Genomic DNA, 19,886 nt, shown 5'->3' with positions numbered 1-19,886 from the left:
CGGCAGGCCCGGGGGGTTACAGGGTGGGATCGTTCGAGCCGCCTTCGGGGTTCGAGGTCGGGTTGCCCATTGGTGAAATGGTCTCCCCGGGCCCCGCAGCAGCGGCAGAGGCGGGAGCATCCCGCTGCTCGATGTCGGGGCTTGCACCGATATCTCCGGAGGTTTGAACATCGGCCAGCTGATTGCCATTAAAGACAAGCGAAACCTGCTTTTCAGTGATATTGTCATCAGCATCCTTCAGCCGATAGACATAGTTCCAGCGTGAATCGTCAAAGGCGTTGTACATCAGGGGGCTCCCCATGACCTGTACCACCTGCTGACGGCTCATGCCGGGCTGTAACTGCGACACCATATCGGGGGTGATGAGATTGCCCTGTGGCAGGTCGCGCTTGTACACGCATGCTGCTAACAGGCTGACCAGAAAAGAAAAAATTATAAGCTTGAGCGTGTTTTGCATTTGCCTGGGACTTTCCCTATCGTTTGCCTTGATCGATCATACCCGATACATCCAGAGACTGCGAAGAGCTACCATGGCCGATAGAAATCAGGAGTTACGCAAGGCGGGGCTCAAGGTGACCCTGCCTCGCGTAAAAATCCTTCAGATCCTCGAGGCAACCCGCGAAGAGGATCTGCACATGAGCGCCGAAGACGTCTACAAGGCGCTGCTGGATTCCGGTGAAGACGTTGGTCTGGCCACGGTTTATCGTGTACTGACACAGTTTGAATCCGCAGGCCTTGTGGTGCGTCACAACTTTGATGGTGGCCATGCCGTATTCGAGATGTCTCAGGAAGAGCATCACGATCACATGCTGTGTCTCGAGACCGGCGAGGTCGTCGAGTTCTTCGATCGCGATATCGAGCGTCGTCAGCGTGAGCTGGCCGAAGAGCGTGGCTATGAACTGGTGGATCACGCTCTGGTACTTTACGTTCGGCCCAAGGGGTCAAGCGCCACACGCCAGGATGGCGGCAATCGCCGTTGATCAGGGCCGCGCAGCCAGGGGTGATCACGAAAACGCCGCGATGATTCGCGGCGTTTTGACGTCAGGGGCAGCCGGGTCGGTCAATGGGCGGAGCGCTGGCTGACATCCAGCATTTCACGAGCATGAGCCAGCGTGCGCTCCGAAAGATGCACACCGCCCAGCATGCGTGCCAGTTCCCGCACGCGTCCGCTCTCATCAAGCAGCGCCATGGTGGTATGGGTGGTTTGCTCGTCCGCCTGCTTTTCGATGTGCAGGTGCTGATGGCCCTGCGCGGCCACCTGAGGCAGGTGGGTGACACACAGGATCTGGCCGTGACTGCCCAGCTGACGCAGTAGCTGCCCGACAATTTCTGCCGTGGCGCCCGAAATGCCCACATCCACTTCGTCAAAGACCAGCGTTGGTATGGTGCTGTGCTGTGCCGCCACGACCTGGATGGCAAGGCTGACGCGTGACAGCTCACCGCCCGACGCCACGCGGGTCAGCGCCCGGGCCGGCTGTCCGGGGTTGGCACTGATCAGAAAACCGACTCGATCCATGCCTTCCGGCTGAGCACTCTCCCGGCGTGCAATATCGACGGTGAAGCCCGCCTTTTCCATGCCCAGAAAAGCCAGCTGGGACTGCACCTCTTCGCCCATGCGGCGAGCCGCTTCAGTGCGCTGCTCGGAGATTTTTTGAGCCAGTTCGCGCCAGGCATTGCGCGCCGTTTCCGTGGCTTCTACCAGAGTATCCATGTCTTCGCCGCTGTTTTGCAGCGCGGAAAGCTCCCTTTGCAGACGCTGATGCAACGCCGGTACTTCCTCGGGCATGACGTGATGCTTGCGGGCGATGCGGTGAATCTCCGCCAGACGGGACTCGACCGTCATCAGGCGATCAGGGTCGAGCTCGGTATCGTTAATGTAGCGATGCAGCTCGTAGCCGGCCTCCTGCAGCTGAATGCAGGCATCACCCAGCATGCTCAGGATGTTGGCCAGAGAGCCGCTGTCGCTGCCGGGCAGCTGCTCCAGACGCTGTCGGGCCTGTGTCAGTTGCGAAAGGGCGCTACTGTCATCGTCATCGCAGCAGTCCGCGGCAAACTGTGCCTGGGTGATCAGCTCCTCGGCATTGGCCAGCCGGGTCTGTTCATCTTCCAGTGCGGAAAGCTCTTCCTCGCCCAGGGCCAGAGCATCGAGCTCTTCTACCTGGTAGCGCAGCAGCTGATAGCGCGCCTGCTGCTCGTCACCGCTTTCCCGTGCCGCTTTCAGACGGCGACTGGCCTGTTGCCACTGGCGATGGATCTGCGTGAGCTGCTCGACCTCGTCGCGATGGCCGGCAAAGTCATCCAGAAGGCGCAGGTGTGTCTCTTCTCGCATCAGGGTCTGATGCGCATGCTGGCCGTGAATATCGATCAGGTGTTCGCTCAGCGCCTTTACATCGGACAGCGTGGCCGGCACGCCGTTGATCCAGGCCTTCGAGCGCCCATTGGCGGTGACCGAGCGACGCAGCAGGCATTCCGTCTCGTCCAGGTCGCGCTCGGCAAGCCAGGCGCGGGCATCAGGTAGATGCGCCACATCGAAGCGAGCCGCCAGGTCGGCCCGGCTGGCACCGTGACGTACGCTGCCGGCATCGGCTCTCTCGCCAAGACACAGGGCAAGTGCATCCAGAAGGATGGACTTGCCGGCCCCGGTTTCACCGGTGATGGCCGTCATGCCATCCCGGAAATCCAGTTCAAGGTGTTCGACGATGGCGTAGTTACTGATGGATAGCTGAGACAGCATGGCCACTCCCGTTGCGTGGTCGCAAATGGCTGGGTTCAGTGGGTTGGTAACTGACTTTATATACAGTGAATGTGTTTTTATACAGCGGCTCCCATCGGGCTTCAATACCCTGAATTGGTAATTTCGTTGCCCTCACGCCTTGAGATCGCGACTTGAATGCCCCATCTGGGTAAACAGTTTTCAGCACCCATGTCGCTCTACAGGATGACGCACTGACAGCCGGTCGCGTACTGCCCGCGCAGAATGAGCGCCATGACCAAAGTCGACACAGCGAGTCAGGAGTGGGGTATGGCCAACAAGCCGCATGATCCGAAGGATGAAGAGCTCGAGCGCGCCGACCGCGACGCCGAGCCGCAGTCGTTTGACGCCGACAACACGGATGCCATCGAGGATATCGAAGGCGTGCTGCAGACGGACGACGAGGAAATGCTGAGCCAGAGCGATCAGGAGGCCGACGTGCTGGCCGGTCGCGTGGCAGAGCTCGAGCAGCAGCTGGCCGAGGCGAAGGATCAGCAGGTCCGGGCAGCCGCCGAGGCGCAGAACGCCCGGCGTCGTGCCGAACAGGATGCCGACAAGGCGAAAAAGTTTGCACTGGAGAAGTTCGTCAAGGAACTGCTGCCGGTCGTGGACAGCCTTGAAAAGGGGCTCGAGAGCATGAGTGAGGATGTCAGCGAAACGCACCGTGAGGGCGTATCGATGACGTTGAAGCTGCAGCTTGATGTCCTCAACAAGTTTGGCGTCGAGCAGATCGACCCGCACGGCGAGCCCTTCGATCCGCAATATCATGAAGCCATGACCCAGGTGGCCAATCCGGAAATGGATCCCAACACCGTCATGGACGTCATGCAGAAGGGCTACACGCTCAATGGCCGCCTGGTCCGTCCGGCCATGGTGGTGGTAAGCAAGCAGGCCTGACCCGGCCGGGGATGATTTGTCGACAATGAGTCGTGTGGGGTCTTGAAAAGCGACGTAATGCCCACACATAGGCAGACATCCACGCAGCGCTGGCTGCGCATCGAAAGCATTTTTGGTTCAGAAGATTTTTCGAGGTGATTCTATGGGACGCATTATCGGTATCGACCTTGGCACAACCAACTCCTGTGTGGCTGTGCTTGATGGTGACAAGACCCGCGTAATCGAAAACGCCGAAGGCGCACGTACCACGCCTTCCATCATCGGCTACACCGATGACGGCGAGACACTGGTCGGTCAGGCGGCCAAGCGCCAGGCCGTGACCAATCCGAACAACACCCTGTATGCGGTCAAGCGTCTGATCGGCCGCAAGTTCAAGGACGACGTTGTCCAGAAGGACATCAAGATGGTGCCCTACAGCATCATCGAAGCCGACAACGGCGATGCCTGGGTCCAGGTCAACGACAACAAGATGGCGCCGCCGCAGGTCAGCGCCGAAGTCCTGAAGAAGATGAAAAAGACCGCCGAGGACTATCTCGGTGAAGAAGTGACCGAAGCGGTCATCACCGTGCCGGCCTACTTCAACGATTCCCAGCGTCAGGCCACCAAGGACGCCGGTCGCATCGCAGGTCTTGAAGTCAAGCGCATCATCAACGAGCCGACCGCGGCAGCGCTGGCCTACGGCATGGACAGCAAGGGCAGCGATCGCACCATCGCAGTCTACGACCTGGGCGGCGGTACCTTCGATATCTCCATCATCGAAGTGGCCGATGTCGACGGTGAGAAGCAGTTTGAAGTACTCGCCACCAATGGCGATACCTTCCTGGGCGGCGAAGACTTCGACCTGAAGCTGATCGACTATCTCGTGCAGCAGTTCCAGACCGACGCCGGCATCGACCTGTCCGGCGACTCGCTCGCCATGCAGCGTCTCAAGGAAGCTGCCGAGAAGGCCAAGATCGAGCTGTCCTCCGCGCAGCAGACCGAAGTCAACCTGCCCTACATCACGGCAGACCAGACCGGTCCCAAGCACATGGCCGTCAAGGTAACCCGCGCCAAGCTTGAATCGCTGGTCGAGGACCTGGTTCAGCGCTCGCTCGGTCCGTGCAAGACCGCCATGCAGGACGCCGGTCTCTCCAACAGCGAGATTCAGGACGTCATCCTGGTGGGCGGCCAGACGCGCATGCCGCTGGTCCAGCAAAAGGTTGCCGAGTTCTTCGGCAAGGATGCCCGCAAGGACGTCAACCCCGATGAAGCCGTGGCCATGGGCGCCGCGATCCAGGGCGGCGTACTCGGCGGCGACGTCAAGGACGTGCTGCTGCTCGACGTCACACCGCTGACGCTGGGCATCGAAACGATGGGTGGTGTCATGACGCCGCTGATCGAGAAAAACACCACGATCCCGACCAAGAAGACACAGACCTTCTCCACGGCCGAGGACAACCAGACCGCGGTGACCATCCATGCGCTGCAGGGCGAGCGCAAGCAGGCGGGGCAGAACAAGTCGCTGGGTCGCTTCGACCTGGCCGACATTCCGCCGGCACCGCGTGGTGTGCCGCAGATCGAGGTAGCCTTCGATCTCGACGCCAACGGCATCCTGAACATCACCGCGAAGGACAAGGCGACCGGCAAGGAACAGTCGATCGTCATCAAGTCCTCCGGCGGTCTCTCCGATGAAGAGATCGATCAGATGGTTCAGGACGCCGAGGCGCACGAGGCCGAGGACAAGAAGTTCGAGGAGCTGGTACAGCTGCGCAACCAGGCCGACGGCATGATCCACGCCTCGCGCAAGACGCTGGATGAAGCGGGTGACAAGGCTACTGACGAAGATCGTCAGAGCATCGAAAACGCCATCTCCGAGCTGGAAGAAGCGCTCAAGACCGACGATCAGGAACAGATCCAGCCGAAACTGGATGCCCTGACCGAAGCGTCCGGCAACCTGGCGCAGAAGATGTACGCCGAGCAGGGCGACGAACAGGCGCAGGGTGAGCAGCCGGAAGGCGAGCAGCAAAAGAGCGGTGATGATGTGGTCGATGCGGACTACGAAGAAGTCAACGACGACAAGAAAAAGCAGTAAGGCCTTTCACGGCTAAGCTGTCCAACGCGGGAGCCTGGCTCCCGCGTTGTTTTTGCAGGTGTCAGACTTCGGAGGATCCGTTACACCATGTCCAAGCGCGACTACTATGAGGTCCTCGGCGTCGAGCGCGGCGCCGACGACCGTGAAATCAAAAAGGCCTATCGCCGTCTGGCGCAGAAGTATCACCCCGACCGCAACCCGGATGATGAGACTGCTGCCGAAAAGTTCCGCGAGGTCTCTGACGCCTATGAAGTCCTGGCCGACAGCGACAAGCGGGCGGCCTACGACCAGTTCGGTCATGCCGGCGTAGACGGTCAGGGGGGCGGCTTTGGCGGCGGCGGCTTTGGCGGTGCCGGCGGCGCGGGTGGCTTCAGCGACATCTTTGGTGATGTCTTCGGCGACATCTTCGGCGGTGCCGGCGGGCGTCGTGGCCCGGGCGGTGCTGCGCGCGGCTCGGATCTGCGCTACAACCTTGAGATCGATCTGGAAGAGGCCGTCGCCGGTACCACTGTCGACATTCGCGTGCCGCGTCTGGTCGAGTGTGATCGCTGCCATGGTGACTGCGCCGAGCCCGGCACCAGCAAGCGCACCTGCTCGACCTGTAACGGCATGGGCCAGGTTCGCATGCAGCAGGGCTTCTTTGCCGTGCAGCAGCCCTGCCCGACCTGTCACGGTCAGGGGCAAAGCGTCGATACGCCGTGCCGCAAGTGCCACGGCGAAGGGCGCATCCAGGAAACGCGTACCCTGTCGGTCAAGATTCCGGCCGGTGTCGATACCGGAGATCGCATTCGTCTCAACGGTGAAGGCGAAGCCGGCGTCAACGGCGGCCCGGCAGGCGATCTGTATGTCCAGGTGGCCATCAAGGCGCACGCCATCTTCGAGCGTGACGGGCGCGATCTCTACTGCGAAGTGCCCATCAACTTCGTGGATGCCACGCTCGGTGGCGAGCTGGAAGTGCCGACGCTGGAAGGTCGCGTCAAGCTGCGCATTCCGCCCGAAACCCAGACCGGCAAGCTGTTCCGCCTGCGCGGCAAGGGCGTCAAGCCGGTTCGTGGCGGTGCGCCGGGCGATCTGATGTGCAAGGTGGTACTGGAAACGCCGGTCAATCTCGACGAGGAGCAAAAGCAGCTGCTGCGTCAGTTCCAGGAGAGCCTGGACGGCACGGACACGCGTCATTCGCCGCGCAAGAGCCGCTGGTTTGATGGCGTGAAGAAGTTTTTCGATGACATGCGCTCATAAGCGTTCGTATCGATATCACAACCCTGCCATCCGGCAGGGTTTTTTATGGCCATTTTTTAACCGGGCGTGGTGAAGAAGTATCGGCTACGCTTGCCACAGGTTTTCACGACAGGGAGCGCATCATGTCAGTCATGTATGAAACCACCGTCAATGTGTCCGGTGGACGCAAGGGCCACGCCAGAAGCGACGATGGCATTCTCGACGTCGATCTTGCCATGCCGGGCAGCGGCACCGACGCCACCAATCCGGAGCAGCTCTTTGCGGCCGGCTATGCGGCCTGCTTTGCCAGCGCCGCAATGGGCGTGGCACGCCAGCAGGGTCACAAGCTGGAAGACATTCCGGTCGCGGCCCATGTCGCGCTGAATTCCGAAAATCATGACTACAACCTGACGGTCAAGCTGACGGCGGAGGTCGCCCTGCCTCAGGACGAGGCGGAAAAGCTGATCGCTCAGGCCCATGAGATGTGCCCGTACTCCAAGGCCACACGCGGCAATATTCAGGTCGATATCGAGGTGAAGGGGCAATAACCTTCACAAACGCTTCGTAAAAAACGCCCCGCAGCTCTGATAGACTGCGGGGCGTTTTTTATGGAGAGTGTGAACGCATGTCGACAGGATCAATGCCGGTCGAGGACCGGTCAAACAGGGGGTCGTGGCTGGCAGCGCTGCTGTGTCTGCTGGTGCTGAGCGGCTGTGCCGGTCATCAGCTGTCCGACGCCCCGGGCGCTACCGCCACGGGAGAAGCCTCCTGGTACAATGATCGATATCAGGGCGCACAAACGGCCAGCGGCGAGCGCTATGACAAAAACGCCATGACGGCGGCCCACCGCACGCTCGCCTTCGGCACCCGGGTGCGGGTGACCAACCTGAACAATCAGCGCCAGGCGGTCGTTCGCATCAACGACCGGGGGCCCTTTACGGGCGGGCGCGTGATCGATCTGTCCCGTGCGGCCGCCGGTCGGATCGGGATGATCCGCAGCGGCGTGGCGCCGGTCAGGCTCGAAGTGCTGGAGTAGCCCGAAGGCGGGCGCGCCGCCCGGTCCTGCTGACGCGGCGCCGCCACGTGTCGGCTGCGCCCCTTAAAGCGCCGTCTCGACCACCAGCAGCGGCGTGCCCCTCGAACAGGTCTCGATGCGCCCCTCGACCTGATAGACCTCCCGCAGCAGCTCGGAAGTCACCACGGCTCGCGTCGGGCCACATGCTTTCAGGGCGCCCCCGGCCAGCACGATGGCCTGATCGGTAAAGCGCAGCGCGTGGCCCAGATCGTGCAGGGCCACAATGATCAGCATCTGACGCTGCTCGGCCAGCCGGCGCAGCACGCTCAAAAGCCCGATCTGGCGATGCAGGTCCAGCGCGGAGGTGGGCTCATCGAGCAGCAGGATATCCGGGGCCTGTACCAGCGCCTGGGCGGCGCTGACCAGCTGGCGCTGTCCGCCGCTGAGATCGCTGATATACCGCCGGGCCAGCGGCACAAGATTGAGCTCATCGAGCGCGGCGTCCACCTGCGCCAGATCCTCGGGCTGTACCTTGAGGCGACGCCCCTGCATTCGCGCCAGCAGCACGCTTTCATAGACGCTCAGTACCGCATCGATGCGGGTTTCCTGCGGCATGTAGGCCACCGGCCGCTCGGCACTGGTGCCAGCAATCCGGACATGGCCGCCGCCGGACAATAGCCCCAGAATGCGTCGAAACAGCGTGGACTTGCCCGCGGCGTTGGGCCCCAGCAGCGCCACCACCTGACCGCCCGACAGCGTCGGCGTAGTAATGCTTGAAAGCACTTCACGCTTGCCGTAGTGGGCGGTGACCTGTTCCAGCGTCAGGCTTACCATGTCGATTTCTTCTGGTTGAGAACAAGAAAGAGGAAAAACGGGATGCCCACCAGCGAGGTGATAATTCCGATGGGGATCACCGTGCCCGGGATCAGCATCTTGGAAATCACCGAGCCTACCGACAGGATCAGGGCGCCGCACAGGGCCGAGGCCGGCAAAAAGAAGCGTTGATCTTCGCCTACCAGCATCCGCGCGATGTGCGGCCCTACCAGTCCGATAAAACCGATCGTGCCGACAAAGGCCACCGATACTGACGCCAGCAGCGACACCAGCATCAACACCTGAAGCCGCAGCCGTCGCGGGCGCACGCCCATGCTCTCGGCCTTGGCATCACCCAGCCGCATGGCGGTCAGCGCCCAGCCATGGCGAGCCAGCAGCGGTATCGCCATCGCCAGCACCGTGAGCGCCACCCAGAACTTGGGCCAGGTCGCCTTGGTCAGGCTGCCCATGGTCCAGAACACCACGGCCGACAGCGCCTGCTGGCTGGCAAAGAACTGGATCAGCGCCATCAGGGCGTTGAAGATAAACACCATGGCGATGCCCAAAAGCACGATGGTTTCGATCGTCACGCCGCGGCGCATGCTCAACAGATGAATCATCAGTGCCGTCAGCATGGCGACCAGAAAGGCGTTGATCGGCACGATATAGTCCACGGCCGCCGGAATGATCGACACCCCGAACGCCAGCGCCAGGGCCGCGCCGAAGCCGGCGCCGGCCGAAATGCCCAGCGTAAAGGGGCTCGCCAGCGGGTTGCTCAGGATGGTCTGCATCTGTGCGCCGGCAATCGACAGGCTGGCGCCGACCACGATCGCCATCAGTGCCACCGGCATGCGGATCTGCCAGACAATGACATTGACCTGCTCGCTGACCGAGCCGGGCGTGATCAGCGCCTTCAGTACCTGCATCAGGTCATAGCGGGCCGGCCCCAGTGCCAGATCGACGCAAAAGCTTAGAAACAGCGCCCCCAGAAGCCCCAGCAGGATCAGCTGGCGGCGCAGCACCGTGGCGCGATAGAAGGTACGTCCCTGTTCGGAGGCGGTCATGGCAGCCGTTGTATCAGTCATTTTTCGTCTCGAGCGATACCCAGTAGCCCGGCTGATAGGTCAGCGGCAAAAAGCGCTCGTGAAGTTCGGCCATGGTGGCATCGGGGTCAAGGTCCTCGAACAGCCCGGGGTGAAACCATTTGGCCAGTCGCTGCACCGCCACGAAGTAGTAGGGGCTGTTATAGAACTGATGCCAGATGGCGTGGACCTGGTCGTTTTTGACGGCCTCGATACCGGTCATGGCGGTGCGGTGCGTCAGGGCCTCGAGCTTGCGCCGGGCCTCGGTCATGTCCGCGCCCGGGCCGACACCCACCCAGGCGCCGCCGGGCACGTAGGCTTCCCAGTCTCCGCCGGTGACCACCACCTGCTCGGGGTTGGAGGCGATGATCTGTTCGGGGTTGAGGGTGCCAAAGGTGCCCGGAATGATGTCATCGGCGATGTTCTGCCCGCCGGCAATGCGCACGTAGTCACCGAAGTTGTGCGGGCCAAAGCTCATGCAGCAGTCATCGGAGTAGCCGCCGGCGCGATCAATGAAGACACGCGGGCGTTCCGGGTCGGCCTTTTCGATCACGTCGGTCACACGCGCCATCTGCTCGCTGGAGAAGTCGATAAAGCGCTCGGCAGCCTCGTCCTTGCCCAGCAGTTGCCCCATGAGCCGGATCGAGGCCGGCGTGTCCCTGATGGGGTTTTCGCGAAAGTCGACATAGACGATGGGAATCCCCAGTGCGGCGAGCTTGTCCTCGTAGCCGGCATCCTCGGTGGCCGTTCTGGCCTCGATGTTCATGAAAACCACGTCGGGACTCAGCGCGGCGGCCTGCTCCACGTCAAAGGTGCCGTCCTTGAAACCGCCAAAGGTCGGAATCTCCTTCATTTCGGGGAATCTGTCGGCATACGCCTCCCAGGTTTCCGGGTCGGCCTGAGAGAGATCATCACGCCAGCCTACCACCCCCCTGAAGGGCGCCTCGGGCTGCAGAGCGCTCAAGAGATAGATCTGGCGACCTTCTCCCAGGATCATGCGTTCGACCGGGGTATCGACAGGCACCTGGCGGCCGGCCACGTCGGTTACAACCACCTCCCGGGCCTGGGCGACACAGGAGAGCAGGGCAAGCGCGATAAAAGCGGTCAGCAGAAGATGTCGTTTCATGGGAATTGTCGTGGCCAGAGAGGTGGGCGCGCTGCCAGGGCAGCATCGGGAAACGCCCTGTCATGGGATGATAAGGTTTATCATTTGCGTTTTTCGGCATTATGCGAACTTTCCGGCAGGGCGTCGAGCGGTGTCGGGCGAAAATTCGCAGTGCGAGCAGAATGGCTTCAGGTGACAGGAGAGCCTCCGGGCCGGGGCTCAGACATGAAAAGGGCCCCGTTCGCCGGCGCGAGCGGGGCCCATCGTTATGTCCTGGAACAACAGGACGTGCGGATCATCCGGCGTCGGAGGTTTCCTCCCAGTCTCTCACGATGCCCGACATGGTCTTGAGTCGAATCACCGCCAGGCGGGCTACCGGGTCCAGCTCGCTGCCGTCTGTCTCGGCGTAGTCGATGATCTGACGCTTCATGTCGCGGGCCCAGAACTTCTTGAGATGGCCGGCAATCTGCTCGGCCGCCGCCTCATCGCTGTCATGATGGCGATTGTTGGCGCTGATCTGATTGACCATCTTGATCAGCGGTGCATTGGGATCGTTCATGTCAGGTGTCCACTCCCGATAGGGTCATGACCACCGGCACTCATTTGAGCGCCGGCTCCGGGGCATCGGCATCGGCCAGATAGCGCTGCTGGCGCTCGTCGAAGCGCTGGAACTGCTGCTGCCACGACGACGGCTGCGAGACCTTCTCGACCTGGACGGCTGTCACCTTGTACTCGGGACAGTTGGTGGCCCAGTCGGAGTTGTCGGTCGTGATCACGTTGGCGCCGCTGCCCGGATGGTGGAAGGTGGTGTAGACCACGCCCGGTGCCATGCGATCGCTGATGCGACAGCGCAGTACCGTATGCCCCACGCGGCTGCGAATCCCCAGCCAGTCGCCATCGTTGAGGCCGCGATCCTCGGCATCCGCCGGGTGGATCTCCAGTACATCTTCCTCATGCCAGCTGCTGTTGGCGGTGCGCCGTGTCTGCGCGCCGACGTTGTACTGGCTGAGAATGCGTCCGGTGGTCAGCAGCAGCGGATAGCGCGGATTGACCCGTTCATCGGTGGCCACGTACTCGGTGATGGCAAAGTGCCCCTTGCCGATCGGGAAGTCCACACCGTGCATGGTGGGGGTACCGAGCGGGTAGTCATCGTTGCAGGGCCACTGAATGCTGCCGAGCTGCTCGAGCTTGTCGTAGCTCACCCCGGTAAAGGTCGGCGTCAGACTGGCCACCTCGTCCATGATCTCGGAGGGGTGGCTGTAGTTCATGGGATAGCCCAGCGCGTTGGCCAGATCCTGGGTGACCTCCCAGTCCTCCTTGCCGGCCACCGGTGGCATGACCCGGCGCACGCGGTTGATGCGCCGCTCGGCGTTGGTGAAGGTGCCGTTTTTCTCGAGGAAGGTGGCGCCCGGCAGCAGCACGTGAGCGTATTTCGCCGTCTCGTTGAGAAAGATGTCCTGCACGATCAGACAGTCCAGCGCTGACAGGGCCGACTCGACGTGTTGGGTGTTGGGGTCGGACTGCGCGATATCCTCGCCCTGCACGTAAAGCGCCTTGAAGGTGCCGTTGATGGCGGCATCGAACATGTTGGGAATGCGCAGCCCCGGCTCGTCGTCGAGTTTTGCGTTCCACACGCTTTCAAAGCGCTGGCGGATCTCCGGGTCGGCCACGTGCTGATAGCCCGGCAGCTCGTGCGGGAACGAGCCCATGTCGCAGGAGCCCTGCACGTTGTTCTGGCCGCGCAGCGGATTGACCCCGACGCCTTCACGACCGATGTTGCCGGTCGCCATCGCCAGGTTGGCAATCGCCATGACCGTGGTGGAGCCCTGGCTGTGCTCGGTGACGCCCAGGCCATAGTAGATGGCGCCATTGCCGGCGCTGGCATAGGCGCGGGCCGCCCGACGCACCTGGTCGGCCGGCACGCCGGTTTCGGCTTCCACCGCTTCCGGGGCGTGGCGGGGCTCGGAGATGAACTCGCGCCAGCGCTGATAGGCATCGGTCTCGCAGCGGCGAGCGATGAAGTCGGTGTCCTCCAGGCCTTCGGTGACGACCACATGGCCGAGGGCGTTGACCAGTGCCACGTTGGTGCCCGGCTTGAGCGCCAGGTGCATGCCCCCGCCGCCGTGGGGTGTCTTCAAAAGATCGATGCGGCGCGGGTCGGCCACGATCAGGGTGGCGCCCTGACGCAGCCGGCGCTTCATCTGCGAGGCAAACACCGGATGCGCATCGGTCGGATTGGCGCCGATCACCAGTATGGTGTCGGCCTTCATGACCGAGTCAAACGTCTGGGTGCCGGCGGACTCGCCCAGCGTGGTCTTGAGACCATAGCCGGTGGGCGAATGACAGACACGGGCGCAGGTGTCGGTATTGTTGTTGCCAAAGGCAGCGCGGACCAGCTTCTGAACCAGATAGGTCTCTTCGTTGGTGCAGCGCGACGAGGTAATACCGCCGACGCTTTCACGTCCGTACTGGCCCTGAATCTCCTTGAGGCGACGCGCGGCAAAGCTGATCGCCTCCTCCCAGGAGACGGCCCGCCAGGGCTGGTCGATCGAATCGCGAATCATCGGCTCGCGAATGCGATCCTTATGAGTGGCGTAGCCGAAGGCGAAGCGGCCCTTGACGCAGGAGTGGCCGTGATTGGCGTCACCGCCCTTGTACGGCACCATGCGGACCACCTTGTCGCCCTTCATCTGTGCCTCGAACGAGCAGCCCACGCCGCAGTAGGCACAGGTGGTAATGACGCTGTGCTCCGGCACGCCCTCCTCGATCACGCTTTTCTCCATCAGCGTCGAGGTGGGGCAGGCCTGCACGCAGGCGCCGCAGGAGACGCATTCCGAGTCCATGAACGGCTCGTTCTGGCTGGCGGCCACCTTCGAATCGAAACCGCGCCCTTCGATGGTCAGCGCAAAGGTGCCCTGCACTTCGTTGCAGGCGCGCACGCAGCGCGAGCAGACGATGCACTTGCTGGGGTCGAAGCTGAAGTAGGGGTTGGAGTCGTCGGTTTCGGCGTCGAGATGGTTGGCGCCCTCATAACCGTAGCGCACCTCGCGAAGCCCGACCACGCCGGCCATGTCCTGCAGCTCGCAGTCGCCGTTGGCCGGACAGGTCAGGCAGTCCAGCGGGTGGTCGGAGATGTAGAGCTCCATGATGTTGCGGCGCAGCTTCGCGATTTTGGCGTTCTGCGTGGTGACCGCCATGCCTTCGGTGACCGGCGTGGTACACGAGGCCGGCATGCCGCGGCGCCCCTCGATCTCGACGGCGCAGAGCCGGCAGGAGCCGAACGCCTCGAGATTGTCCGAGGCGCACAGGCGCGGAATGGTGATGCCGGCCAGCGCGGCGGCGCGCATCACCGAGGTGCCTTCCGGCACGCGAATCGCGGTGCCGTCGATGGTCAGCTCGACCGGGGTTTCCGACGTGCGTGCCGGCGTGCCCATATCGCGGTCGAAAAACGCCGGGTTGAAGGCGTTCTGGTAGTCGCCGACGCCGCCCAGTCCCGCATTGAACTGCTGGGCATCGACCTGTTTGGGATCGAAATAATTCAGCATGTCGTACCTCCTGCCGTTGCGGCCTGTCGAGGTGTCAGATCATCAGGGAAGTGCTGCATGACGCTCTGGACCGGGAACGGCGCCATGCCGCCCATGGCACACAGAGAGCCATCCACCATGGTGTCGCAGAGATCGGTGAGCAGGGCGAGGTTCTTCTCCGCCGATTCCCCGTCGCGGATGCGGTCGATGACTTCCACGCCGCGCACTGCGCCGATCCGGCAGGGCGTACACTTGCCGCAGGACTCAACGCTGCAGAACTCCATGGCAAAGCGGGCCTGGTCGCCCATGTCGACGCTGTCGTCGAACATCACCACGCCACCGTGGCCCACCACGCCGCCAAAGGCGGCAAATCCTTCGTAATCGATGGGGTGGTCCCACTGGTTTTCGGGCAGATAGGCACCCAGCGGACCGCCGACCTGCACGGCCCGGAGAGGGCGGCCGCTCAGGGTGCCACCGCCAAAGCCCTCCATCAGTTCCCGCAGGCTGGTGCCAAAGGCCAGCTCGACCAGCCCGCCGCGCTGAACATTGCCGGCCAGTTGAAGGGCCACCGTGCCGCGGGAGCGGCCCAGCCCATAATCGGCGTAGGCCTGACCGCCCTGATCGAGGATGAAGGGAACCGCCGCCAGCGACAGCACGTTGTTGACCACGGTCGGGCGGCCGAACAGCCCTTCGATGGCGGGCAGCGGCGGCTTGGCACGGACCAGCCCGCGCTTGCCTTCAAGACTCTCCAGCAGGGAAGTCTCCTCGCCGCAGATGTAGGCGCCGGCCCCCAGACGCACCTCCAGATGAAAGGCGCGGCCGCTGCCGAGGAGGTTGTCGCCCAGGTAGCCGGCAGCGATGGCCCGGGCGATGGCGTCGTCGAGAATGTCGTGGGCCAGCGGATATTCCGAGCGCAGATAGATGTAGCCCTGCTCGGCGCCCACGGCGAGGCCGGCGATGGCCATACCCTCGATCAGCATGTAGGGGTCACACTCCATGACCAGCCGGTCGGCGAAGGTGCCGGAGTCGCCCTCGTCGGCGTTGCAGACCACATATTTCTGGCCCGGCGGCTGATCGTGCACGGTCTGCCACTTGATGCCGGTCGGGAAGGCTGCGCCGCCGCGACCGCGCAGCCCCGAGGTCTTGACCTCGTCGACAACGGCCTGGCTGTCCAGCGCCAGCGCCTTTTTCAGCCCTTCGAAGCCGCGCAGGGTGGTGTAGTCCTCGAGCGATACCGGGTCGGTGATCCCGATGCGCGAAAAGGTCAGGCGCTGCTGGCGCTTGAGATAGTCGATCTCTTCGGTCGGCCCCAGCGCCAGCGAGTGCGCCTGGCGCCCCTCGAACAGACCGGCCTCGATCAGACCCTCAACATCGCCCGGCGTGACCGGACCGTAGGCGAGGCGCCCCTCGGCGGTCTCGACCTCGACCAGCGGCTCCAGATAGAACAGCCCGCGGGAGCCGTTGCGCACAAGATTGATCTCCACGCCGCGTTGCCGGGCGCCGCGCTCCAGCCGAGCCGCCACGCGATCGGCGCCGAGGGCGAGGGCGGTGGTGTCCCGGGGGACATAAACGGTAATGGCCATCACTTCACCTCCACGACGGTCGCCGACAGCTCATCGGTCAGTTCATCGAACTGCTCGGGCGTCATGCGTCCATAGACGTCGTCATTGACGCGCACCGAGGGGCCGCAGGCGCAGTTGCCCAGACAGTAGACCGGCTCGAGCGTGAACTCATGATCCGGCGTGGTCTGGTGATAATCCACGCCCAGGGTCTTTTTGGCGTGCGCCTCGAGCCGGCGGCTGCCGACCGACTGACACGCCTCGGCGCGACAGATCTGGATCACGCTGCGCCCCGGTGGATGGGTACGAAAATGGTGATAGAAGCTGATGATGCCGTGGACCTCGGCGCGGGTATGGCGCAGCGCCTCGGCGATCATGGGGACCGCGGCATCGGGGATGAAACCGAAGCGGTCCTGGATGGCGTGCAGCGTCGGCAGCATGGCGCCCGGCATCGAACGATGGGCGTCGATCACTGCCTGCAGCTGCGCCGGTGTCCAGGCGTCGGCGACGGGAGAATAAGTCTGTGACATGGCCGGATCTCATCAGGTCGGAGGATTGAAGCGACAGCGCTCATCCGATCGTCTTATAGGAATCGTTGTGCATAACTGCTTTATGTCAGGGTCACGTTCGTGACCAAATTAGCACTCCCGATACGGCGGCAAAATATGAACAAAAATGCTTAGCACAAAGTTGAACATCGTCCCGTCATGGCGCTTTTACCGCGAGGATGGCGAGCTGCTCGACCCGGTACTGTTCGTGCTGCTGGCAGGGCTGCGCGAGACCGGCAAGCTCACCCGTGCCGCCAGCGAGGCGAACATCTCCTATCGCCACGCCTGGAACCTGCTCAACCGGGGCGAGGCCTTTTTCGGCATGGCGCTGGTGGAGATGCGCCGGGGGCACGGGACGCAGCTGTCGCCGCTGGGCGAGAAGCTGCTGTGGGCGGAGCAGCGGGTGCGGGCGCGGCTGGGGCCCCAGATCGACAGCATGGCCTCCGAGCTCAACCATCAGCTGCAGCAGCTGCTGGACGGCGCCCATCCGGTCCTGCGTCTGCATGCCAGCCACGGCTATGCCGTATCGCTGCTGCCGGAGTTCCCGGGCGATCTGGACCTGCGCTACTGCTCCTCCATCGAGGCGCTCGAGGCGCTGCGCCGCGACGAGTGTGATCTGGCCAGCTTTCACGTGCCCAGCGATCCGCATTTGGCCGAGCAGGTCATGGCGTTTTACAAGCCCTGGCTGATGACGCAGGAGCTGGCGGTCATTCGCTTCGTGACCCGGCGTCAGGGGCTGATGCTGCGCCGCGAGGATGCCGACCGGGTCCGCGGCATGGGGGATCTGGTGCGCTCCGAGGTCCGGTTCATCAACCGCAACGAGCGCTCCGGCACGCGCATGCTGTTCGATCTGCTGCGAACGGCGCACGGGGTCGACGAAACCGAGCTCCACGGCGCGCGCCATGAGGAGTTCACGCATACGGCGGTGGCCGCCTATGTGGCGGCCGGCATGGCCGACGCCGGCTTCGGCGTCGAGGCGGCGGCAGCACAGTTCGGACTCGGCTTCGTGCCTCTGGCCACCGAGCACTATCTGCTGATCTGCCACCGCGATCGGCTGATGCAGGACAATCTGCAGGCGCTGCTCGCCCACATGAGCTCGCAGGGCTTTCTGAGGGAGGTGGCGGCGCTCAACGGCTATGCACCGGATCGCTGTGGTGACATCACGACCTTCGAGGCACTGCTGGCGGATAACGCAAAAGAGGCCTGAGCCGTACCGGCGCTGCCACGGGAGGGGCCGTCACGAGCCGGGGCCCGCCTCGTCGGGAAGCTCGAAGCAGGCCAGCAGCGAGCGCTGCAGCCAGCTGAAGTTGTCATCGCTGACCATCAGATAGCGCTGCGCAGCGATACGGGTCAGCCCCTCGAAGTTGTCCAGCCGCCAGCCCTCGTCGCTGGCCAGCCGGGCGATGGTGTCACCGGGAACCACGCTGCCCTGCGGCGTATCGGTGATACGAGCGCGGCGCAGCGAGATGGTCAGGGGCCTGCCGACCTCGAAGTCCCGTTCCAGCAGCAGGAGGTCATCGTCCAGCGGCGCCATGGCGGTCAGGCCGCTATTGTCCCCGGCGCGCTGCCAGCGCCACTGGCGACCGTCGAGATCGAACAGGCGGCTTTCATTGGCGGCCATGCCCTGTGAGGCAAACTCCAGTCCGGCGATGATGCCGTGGACCGGAGAGTTGGCCAGCGCTTCCAAACTGCCGTTGTAGGCTGCCCCTGCCAGTGCCGAGGGTTGAAGGGCCTTCCCCAGCGGCCGGCCGTCAGTGGTGAAACGCTGCAGTCGATGCTGACGTTCAAAGCCGATCAGCAGCTGCGTCTCACCGTTGTTTCCCTCGATCAGTACCATGGATTCGCTGTCGGCTCGTGGCATCTCGAGCGGCTGCCCCTTGTGATCACGCAGGGGTGTCGAGTCGAGCAGTTCAAGGCGACTCAGCTGCTGGCGGTCATCAAAATGGGGGCGGGCGCGATAGAGCCGGGCGCGATCGGAGAGCATGTACAACAGGGTGCTGTCCGGATCGAAGGCCAGTTCCGACAGCCCGCCCAGCGGCCGGCCATCGGGCATGCGATCCGGCAGTTCCAGCATGCCGCACCACTCGAGACGCTCGGGGCGCGAGCCGCCCGCCGGGCCGCCGGGGTCCACGATGCCCGCCCGGGTACAGCCGGGCAGCAGCGTCAGGCACAGGGCCAGCAATGACACGGAGAGATACCGGGAGAAAGGCCTGTCTGTCATGGGGCATCCGATCATGGGCGGGGATACGCTATAGTGGCACGCATTGAACGCTCATCAATAACGGTCATGAATCAACAGGCAGGAGGACGCGTGACACGAATCGCCATCATGGGCGCTGCAGGGCGCATGGGCAAAATGCTGATCGAGGCCGTCCACGGGGATGACAGCGCCCGGCTGACCGGCGCCGTGGTGCGCCCCGACAGCTCACTGGTCGGCGCCGATGCCGGGGAGCTGGCCGGTCAGGGACGGCTGGGCGTCACGCTTGCCGGCAGCCTCGAGACGATCATCGATGACATCGATGTCGTGATCGATTTCACCACGCCGGCGCTGACGCTCGACAATCTGGCCGTGTGCGCCGAGCACGGCAAGCGCCTCGTGATCGGCACGACCGGCTTCGATGATGCCCAGCTGGAGACGCTTGAAGGCTACGCCACGAGGGTCCCCTTCGTGTTTGCCGCCAACATGAGCACCGGGGTCAATCTGTCGCTCAATCTGCTGTCCACAGCGGCGCGGGCGCTGGGCGATGCCGGCTTTGATATCGAGATCATCGAGGCCCACCATCGCCACAAGGTGGATGCGCCGTCCGGTACGGCCCTGATGATGGGGCGCGCCGTGGCCGAGCCGCTGGGGCGTGATCCGAAGGCGGACGGTGTCTACCAGCGCGTCGGGCAGATCGGCCCGCGAAGTGCCCGCGAAATCGGCTTTTCCACCGTGCGCGGCGGCGATATCGTGGGCGAGCATACCGTACTGTTTGCCGCCGAAGGCGAGCGCATCGAGATTACCCACAAGGCCTCCAGCCGGCTGACCTTTGGTCGCGGTGCGGTCCGGGCGGCGCACTGGCTGATGGATCAGCATGCCGGACAGTACGACATGCAGGACGTGCTGGGGCTCAAGTAAACGGGGTTTATCGGCGACATTGACCACCGACGGTCATCGCATAATGGCACGCGCCGATGAAATCCGATATCATCGGCGCAATTTGGCCGGGTCGAACCCGCAGACCATGGCGATAGCAAAAGCGGGATGAAACCCTTCGGGGTTTTGTCCCGCTTTTTTGCAGCCCGGGGTCGCGCTTTCAGTC

Annotated in this window: 18 protein-coding genes; 8 read left to right on the top strand and 10 right to left on the bottom strand. The window is 63.3% G+C overall.

Features of this window, described 5'->3' with window-relative positions; genetic code table 11:
• Window positions 1-16 precede the first annotated feature (16 nt).
• Window positions 17-457: an outer membrane protein assembly factor BamE gene (locus M1D97_RS14370; RefSeq protein ID WP_456268391.1), complete on the bottom strand. Its 441-nt coding sequence runs from the start codon at window positions 455-457 to the stop codon at window positions 17-19.
• 73 nt (window positions 458-530) lie between these two features.
• Between M1D97_RS14370 and fur the strand changes: the two genes are divergently transcribed.
• On the top strand, window positions 531-980 hold the full coding sequence (gene fur, locus M1D97_RS14365) for a ferric iron uptake transcriptional regulator (RefSeq protein ID WP_090136096.1): 450 nt from the start codon (window positions 531-533) through the stop codon (window positions 978-980).
• An 80-nt stretch (window positions 981-1,060) separates the two neighbouring features.
• Here fur and recN read toward each other — a convergent pair whose 3' ends face one another.
• Window positions 1,061-2,734: a DNA repair protein RecN gene (gene recN, locus M1D97_RS14360; protein ID WP_456268390.1), complete on the bottom strand. Its 1,674-nt coding sequence runs from the start codon at window positions 2,732-2,734 to the stop codon at window positions 1,061-1,063.
• A 288-nt stretch (window positions 2,735-3,022) separates the two neighbouring features.
• Between recN and grpE the strand changes: the two genes are divergently transcribed.
• The 5 genes from grpE to M1D97_RS14335 all read left to right on the top strand — a co-directional run bounded on the left by grpE (window position 3,023) and on the right by M1D97_RS14335 (window position 7,974).
• A complete protein-coding gene (grpE, locus tag M1D97_RS14355) occupies window positions 3,023-3,649 on the top strand; it encodes a nucleotide exchange factor GrpE (RefSeq protein ID WP_456268389.1) in 627 nt (208 codons plus the stop codon).
• Between the two features lie 142 nt (window positions 3,650-3,791).
• On the top strand, window positions 3,792-5,720 hold the full coding sequence (gene dnaK, locus M1D97_RS14350; protein WP_456268388.1) for a molecular chaperone DnaK: 1,929 nt from the start codon (window positions 3,792-3,794) through the stop codon (window positions 5,718-5,720).
• Window positions 5,721-5,807: 87 nt separating this feature from the next.
• Window positions 5,808-6,959 carry a molecular chaperone DnaJ gene (gene dnaJ, locus M1D97_RS14345; protein ID WP_456268387.1) on the top strand — a complete coding sequence of 384 codons (1,152 nt, stop codon included), beginning with the start codon at window positions 5,808-5,810 and terminating at the stop codon, window positions 6,957-6,959.
• Between the two features lie 122 nt (window positions 6,960-7,081).
• Window positions 7,082-7,486, top strand: coding sequence for an Ohr family peroxiredoxin (locus M1D97_RS14340; protein ID WP_456268386.1), 405 nt, complete (start codon window positions 7,082-7,084; stop codon window positions 7,484-7,486).
• 77 nt (window positions 7,487-7,563) lie between these two features.
• Window positions 7,564-7,974, top strand: a complete 411-nt coding sequence (locus tag M1D97_RS14335) for a septal ring lytic transglycosylase RlpA family protein (protein ID WP_456268385.1) — start codon at window positions 7,564-7,566, stop codon at window positions 7,972-7,974.
• Between the two features lie 63 nt (window positions 7,975-8,037).
• Here M1D97_RS14335 and M1D97_RS14330 read toward each other — a convergent pair whose 3' ends face one another.
• The 7 genes from M1D97_RS14330 to M1D97_RS14300 form a co-directional block, all read right to left on the bottom strand.
• The gene (locus tag M1D97_RS14330; protein WP_456268384.1) at window positions 8,038-8,787 is read right to left on the bottom strand and encodes an ABC transporter ATP-binding protein; all 750 of its coding nucleotides are present in this window, start codon (window positions 8,785-8,787) and stop codon (window positions 8,038-8,040) included.
• A complete protein-coding gene (locus tag M1D97_RS14325; RefSeq protein ID WP_456268383.1) occupies window positions 8,781-9,851 on the bottom strand; it encodes a FecCD family ABC transporter permease in 1,071 nt (356 codons plus the stop codon). The genes M1D97_RS14330 and M1D97_RS14325 overlap by 7 nt, the downstream gene beginning before the upstream one ends.
• On the bottom strand, window positions 9,844-10,974 hold the full coding sequence (locus tag M1D97_RS14320; RefSeq protein ID WP_456268382.1) for an ABC transporter substrate-binding protein: 1,131 nt from the start codon (window positions 10,972-10,974) through the stop codon (window positions 9,844-9,846). Before M1D97_RS14320 ends, M1D97_RS14325 begins: the two co-directional genes overlap by 8 nt.
• 274 nt (window positions 10,975-11,248) lie before the next feature.
• Window positions 11,249-11,512 carry a formate dehydrogenase subunit delta gene (locus M1D97_RS14315; RefSeq protein ID WP_456268381.1) on the bottom strand — a complete coding sequence of 88 codons (264 nt, stop codon included), beginning with the start codon at window positions 11,510-11,512 and terminating at the stop codon, window positions 11,249-11,251.
• A 40-nt stretch (window positions 11,513-11,552) separates the two neighbouring features.
• Window positions 11,553-14,498, bottom strand: coding sequence for a formate dehydrogenase subunit alpha (fdhF, locus tag M1D97_RS14310; RefSeq protein WP_456268380.1), 2,946 nt, complete (start codon window positions 14,496-14,498; stop codon window positions 11,553-11,555).
• Entirely contained in the window at window positions 14,492-16,060 is a 1,569-nt protein-coding gene (locus M1D97_RS14305; protein ID WP_456268379.1) for a formate dehydrogenase beta subunit, read from the bottom strand. Before M1D97_RS14305 ends, fdhF begins: the two co-directional genes overlap by 7 nt.
• Window positions 16,060-16,566: a formate dehydrogenase subunit gamma gene (locus M1D97_RS14300; protein WP_456268378.1), complete on the bottom strand. Its 507-nt coding sequence runs from the start codon at window positions 16,564-16,566 to the stop codon at window positions 16,060-16,062. The genes M1D97_RS14305 and M1D97_RS14300 overlap by 1 nt, the downstream gene beginning before the upstream one ends.
• 145 nt (window positions 16,567-16,711) lie before the next feature.
• Here M1D97_RS14300 and M1D97_RS14295 point away from each other — a divergent pair, with 145 nt between their 5' ends.
• Window positions 16,712-17,791, top strand: a complete 1,080-nt coding sequence (locus tag M1D97_RS14295; RefSeq protein WP_456268377.1) for a substrate-binding domain-containing protein — start codon at window positions 16,712-16,714, stop codon at window positions 17,789-17,791.
• A 30-nt stretch (window positions 17,792-17,821) separates the two neighbouring features.
• Here M1D97_RS14295 and M1D97_RS14290 read toward each other — a convergent pair whose 3' ends face one another.
• Complete coding sequence (locus tag M1D97_RS14290; RefSeq protein ID WP_456268376.1) at window positions 17,822-18,805, bottom strand: esterase-like activity of phytase family protein; 984 nt, start codon at window positions 18,803-18,805, stop codon at window positions 17,822-17,824.
• A 90-nt stretch (window positions 18,806-18,895) separates the two neighbouring features.
• Here M1D97_RS14290 and dapB point away from each other — a divergent pair, with 90 nt between their 5' ends.
• Window positions 18,896-19,702 carry a 4-hydroxy-tetrahydrodipicolinate reductase gene (gene dapB / locus M1D97_RS14285; RefSeq protein WP_456268375.1) on the top strand — a complete coding sequence of 269 codons (807 nt, stop codon included), beginning with the start codon at window positions 18,896-18,898 and terminating at the stop codon, window positions 19,700-19,702.
• The last annotated feature ends 184 nt before the right edge of the window (window positions 19,703-19,886 follow it).

It is taken from the genome of Kushneria sp. AK178 (assembly GCF_053903105.1).
The sequence above is the reverse complement of the archived record's forward strand: the minus strand, read 5'-3'. Positions and strand labels throughout refer to the sequence as shown.

What these genes read in the sequence shown, in the direction of transcription:
- M1D97_RS14370 (WP_456268391.1), bottom strand. Translation starts at nt 457, where the DNA reads ATGCAAAACACGCTCAAGCTTATAATTTTTTCTTTTCTGGTCAGCCTG.
- fur (WP_090136096.1), top strand. Translation starts at nt 531, where the DNA reads ATGGCCGATAGAAATCAGGAGTTACGCAAGGCGGGGCTCAAGGTGACC.
- recN (WP_456268390.1), bottom strand. Translation starts at nt 2,734, where the DNA reads ATGCTGTCTCAGCTATCCATCAGTAACTACGCCATCGTCGAACACCTT.
- grpE (WP_456268389.1), top strand. Translation starts at nt 3,023, where the DNA reads ATGGCCAACAAGCCGCATGATCCGAAGGATGAAGAGCTCGAGCGCGCC.
- dnaK (WP_456268388.1), top strand. Translation starts at nt 3,792, where the DNA reads ATGGGACGCATTATCGGTATCGACCTTGGCACAACCAACTCCTGTGTG.
- dnaJ (WP_456268387.1), top strand. Translation starts at nt 5,808, where the DNA reads ATGTCCAAGCGCGACTACTATGAGGTCCTCGGCGTCGAGCGCGGCGCC.
- M1D97_RS14340 (WP_456268386.1), top strand. Translation starts at nt 7,082, where the DNA reads ATGTCAGTCATGTATGAAACCACCGTCAATGTGTCCGGTGGACGCAAG.
- M1D97_RS14335 (WP_456268385.1), top strand. Translation starts at nt 7,564, where the DNA reads ATGTCGACAGGATCAATGCCGGTCGAGGACCGGTCAAACAGGGGGTCG.
- M1D97_RS14330 (WP_456268384.1), bottom strand. Translation starts at nt 8,787, where the DNA reads ATGGTAAGCCTGACGCTGGAACAGGTCACCGCCCACTACGGCAAGCGT.
- M1D97_RS14325 (WP_456268383.1), bottom strand. Translation starts at nt 9,851, where the DNA reads ATGACTGATACAACGGCTGCCATGACCGCCTCCGAACAGGGACGTACC.
- M1D97_RS14320 (WP_456268382.1), bottom strand. Translation starts at nt 10,974, where the DNA reads ATGAAACGACATCTTCTGCTGACCGCTTTTATCGCGCTTGCCCTGCTC.
- M1D97_RS14315 (WP_456268381.1), bottom strand. Translation starts at nt 11,512, where the DNA reads ATGAACGATCCCAATGCACCGCTGATCAAGATGGTCAATCAGATCAGC.
- fdhF (WP_456268380.1), bottom strand. Translation starts at nt 14,498, where the DNA reads ATGCTGAATTATTTCGATCCCAAACAGGTCGATGCCCAGCAGTTCAAT.
- M1D97_RS14305 (WP_456268379.1), bottom strand. Translation starts at nt 16,060, where the DNA reads ATGGCCATTACCGTTTATGTCCCCCGGGACACCACCGCCCTCGCCCTC.
- M1D97_RS14300 (WP_456268378.1), bottom strand. Translation starts at nt 16,566, where the DNA reads ATGTCACAGACTTATTCTCCCGTCGCCGACGCCTGGACACCGGCGCAG.
- M1D97_RS14295 (WP_456268377.1), top strand. Translation starts at nt 16,712, where the DNA reads ATGCTTAGCACAAAGTTGAACATCGTCCCGTCATGGCGCTTTTACCGC.
- M1D97_RS14290 (WP_456268376.1), bottom strand. Translation starts at nt 18,805, where the DNA reads ATGACAGACAGGCCTTTCTCCCGGTATCTCTCCGTGTCATTGCTGGCC.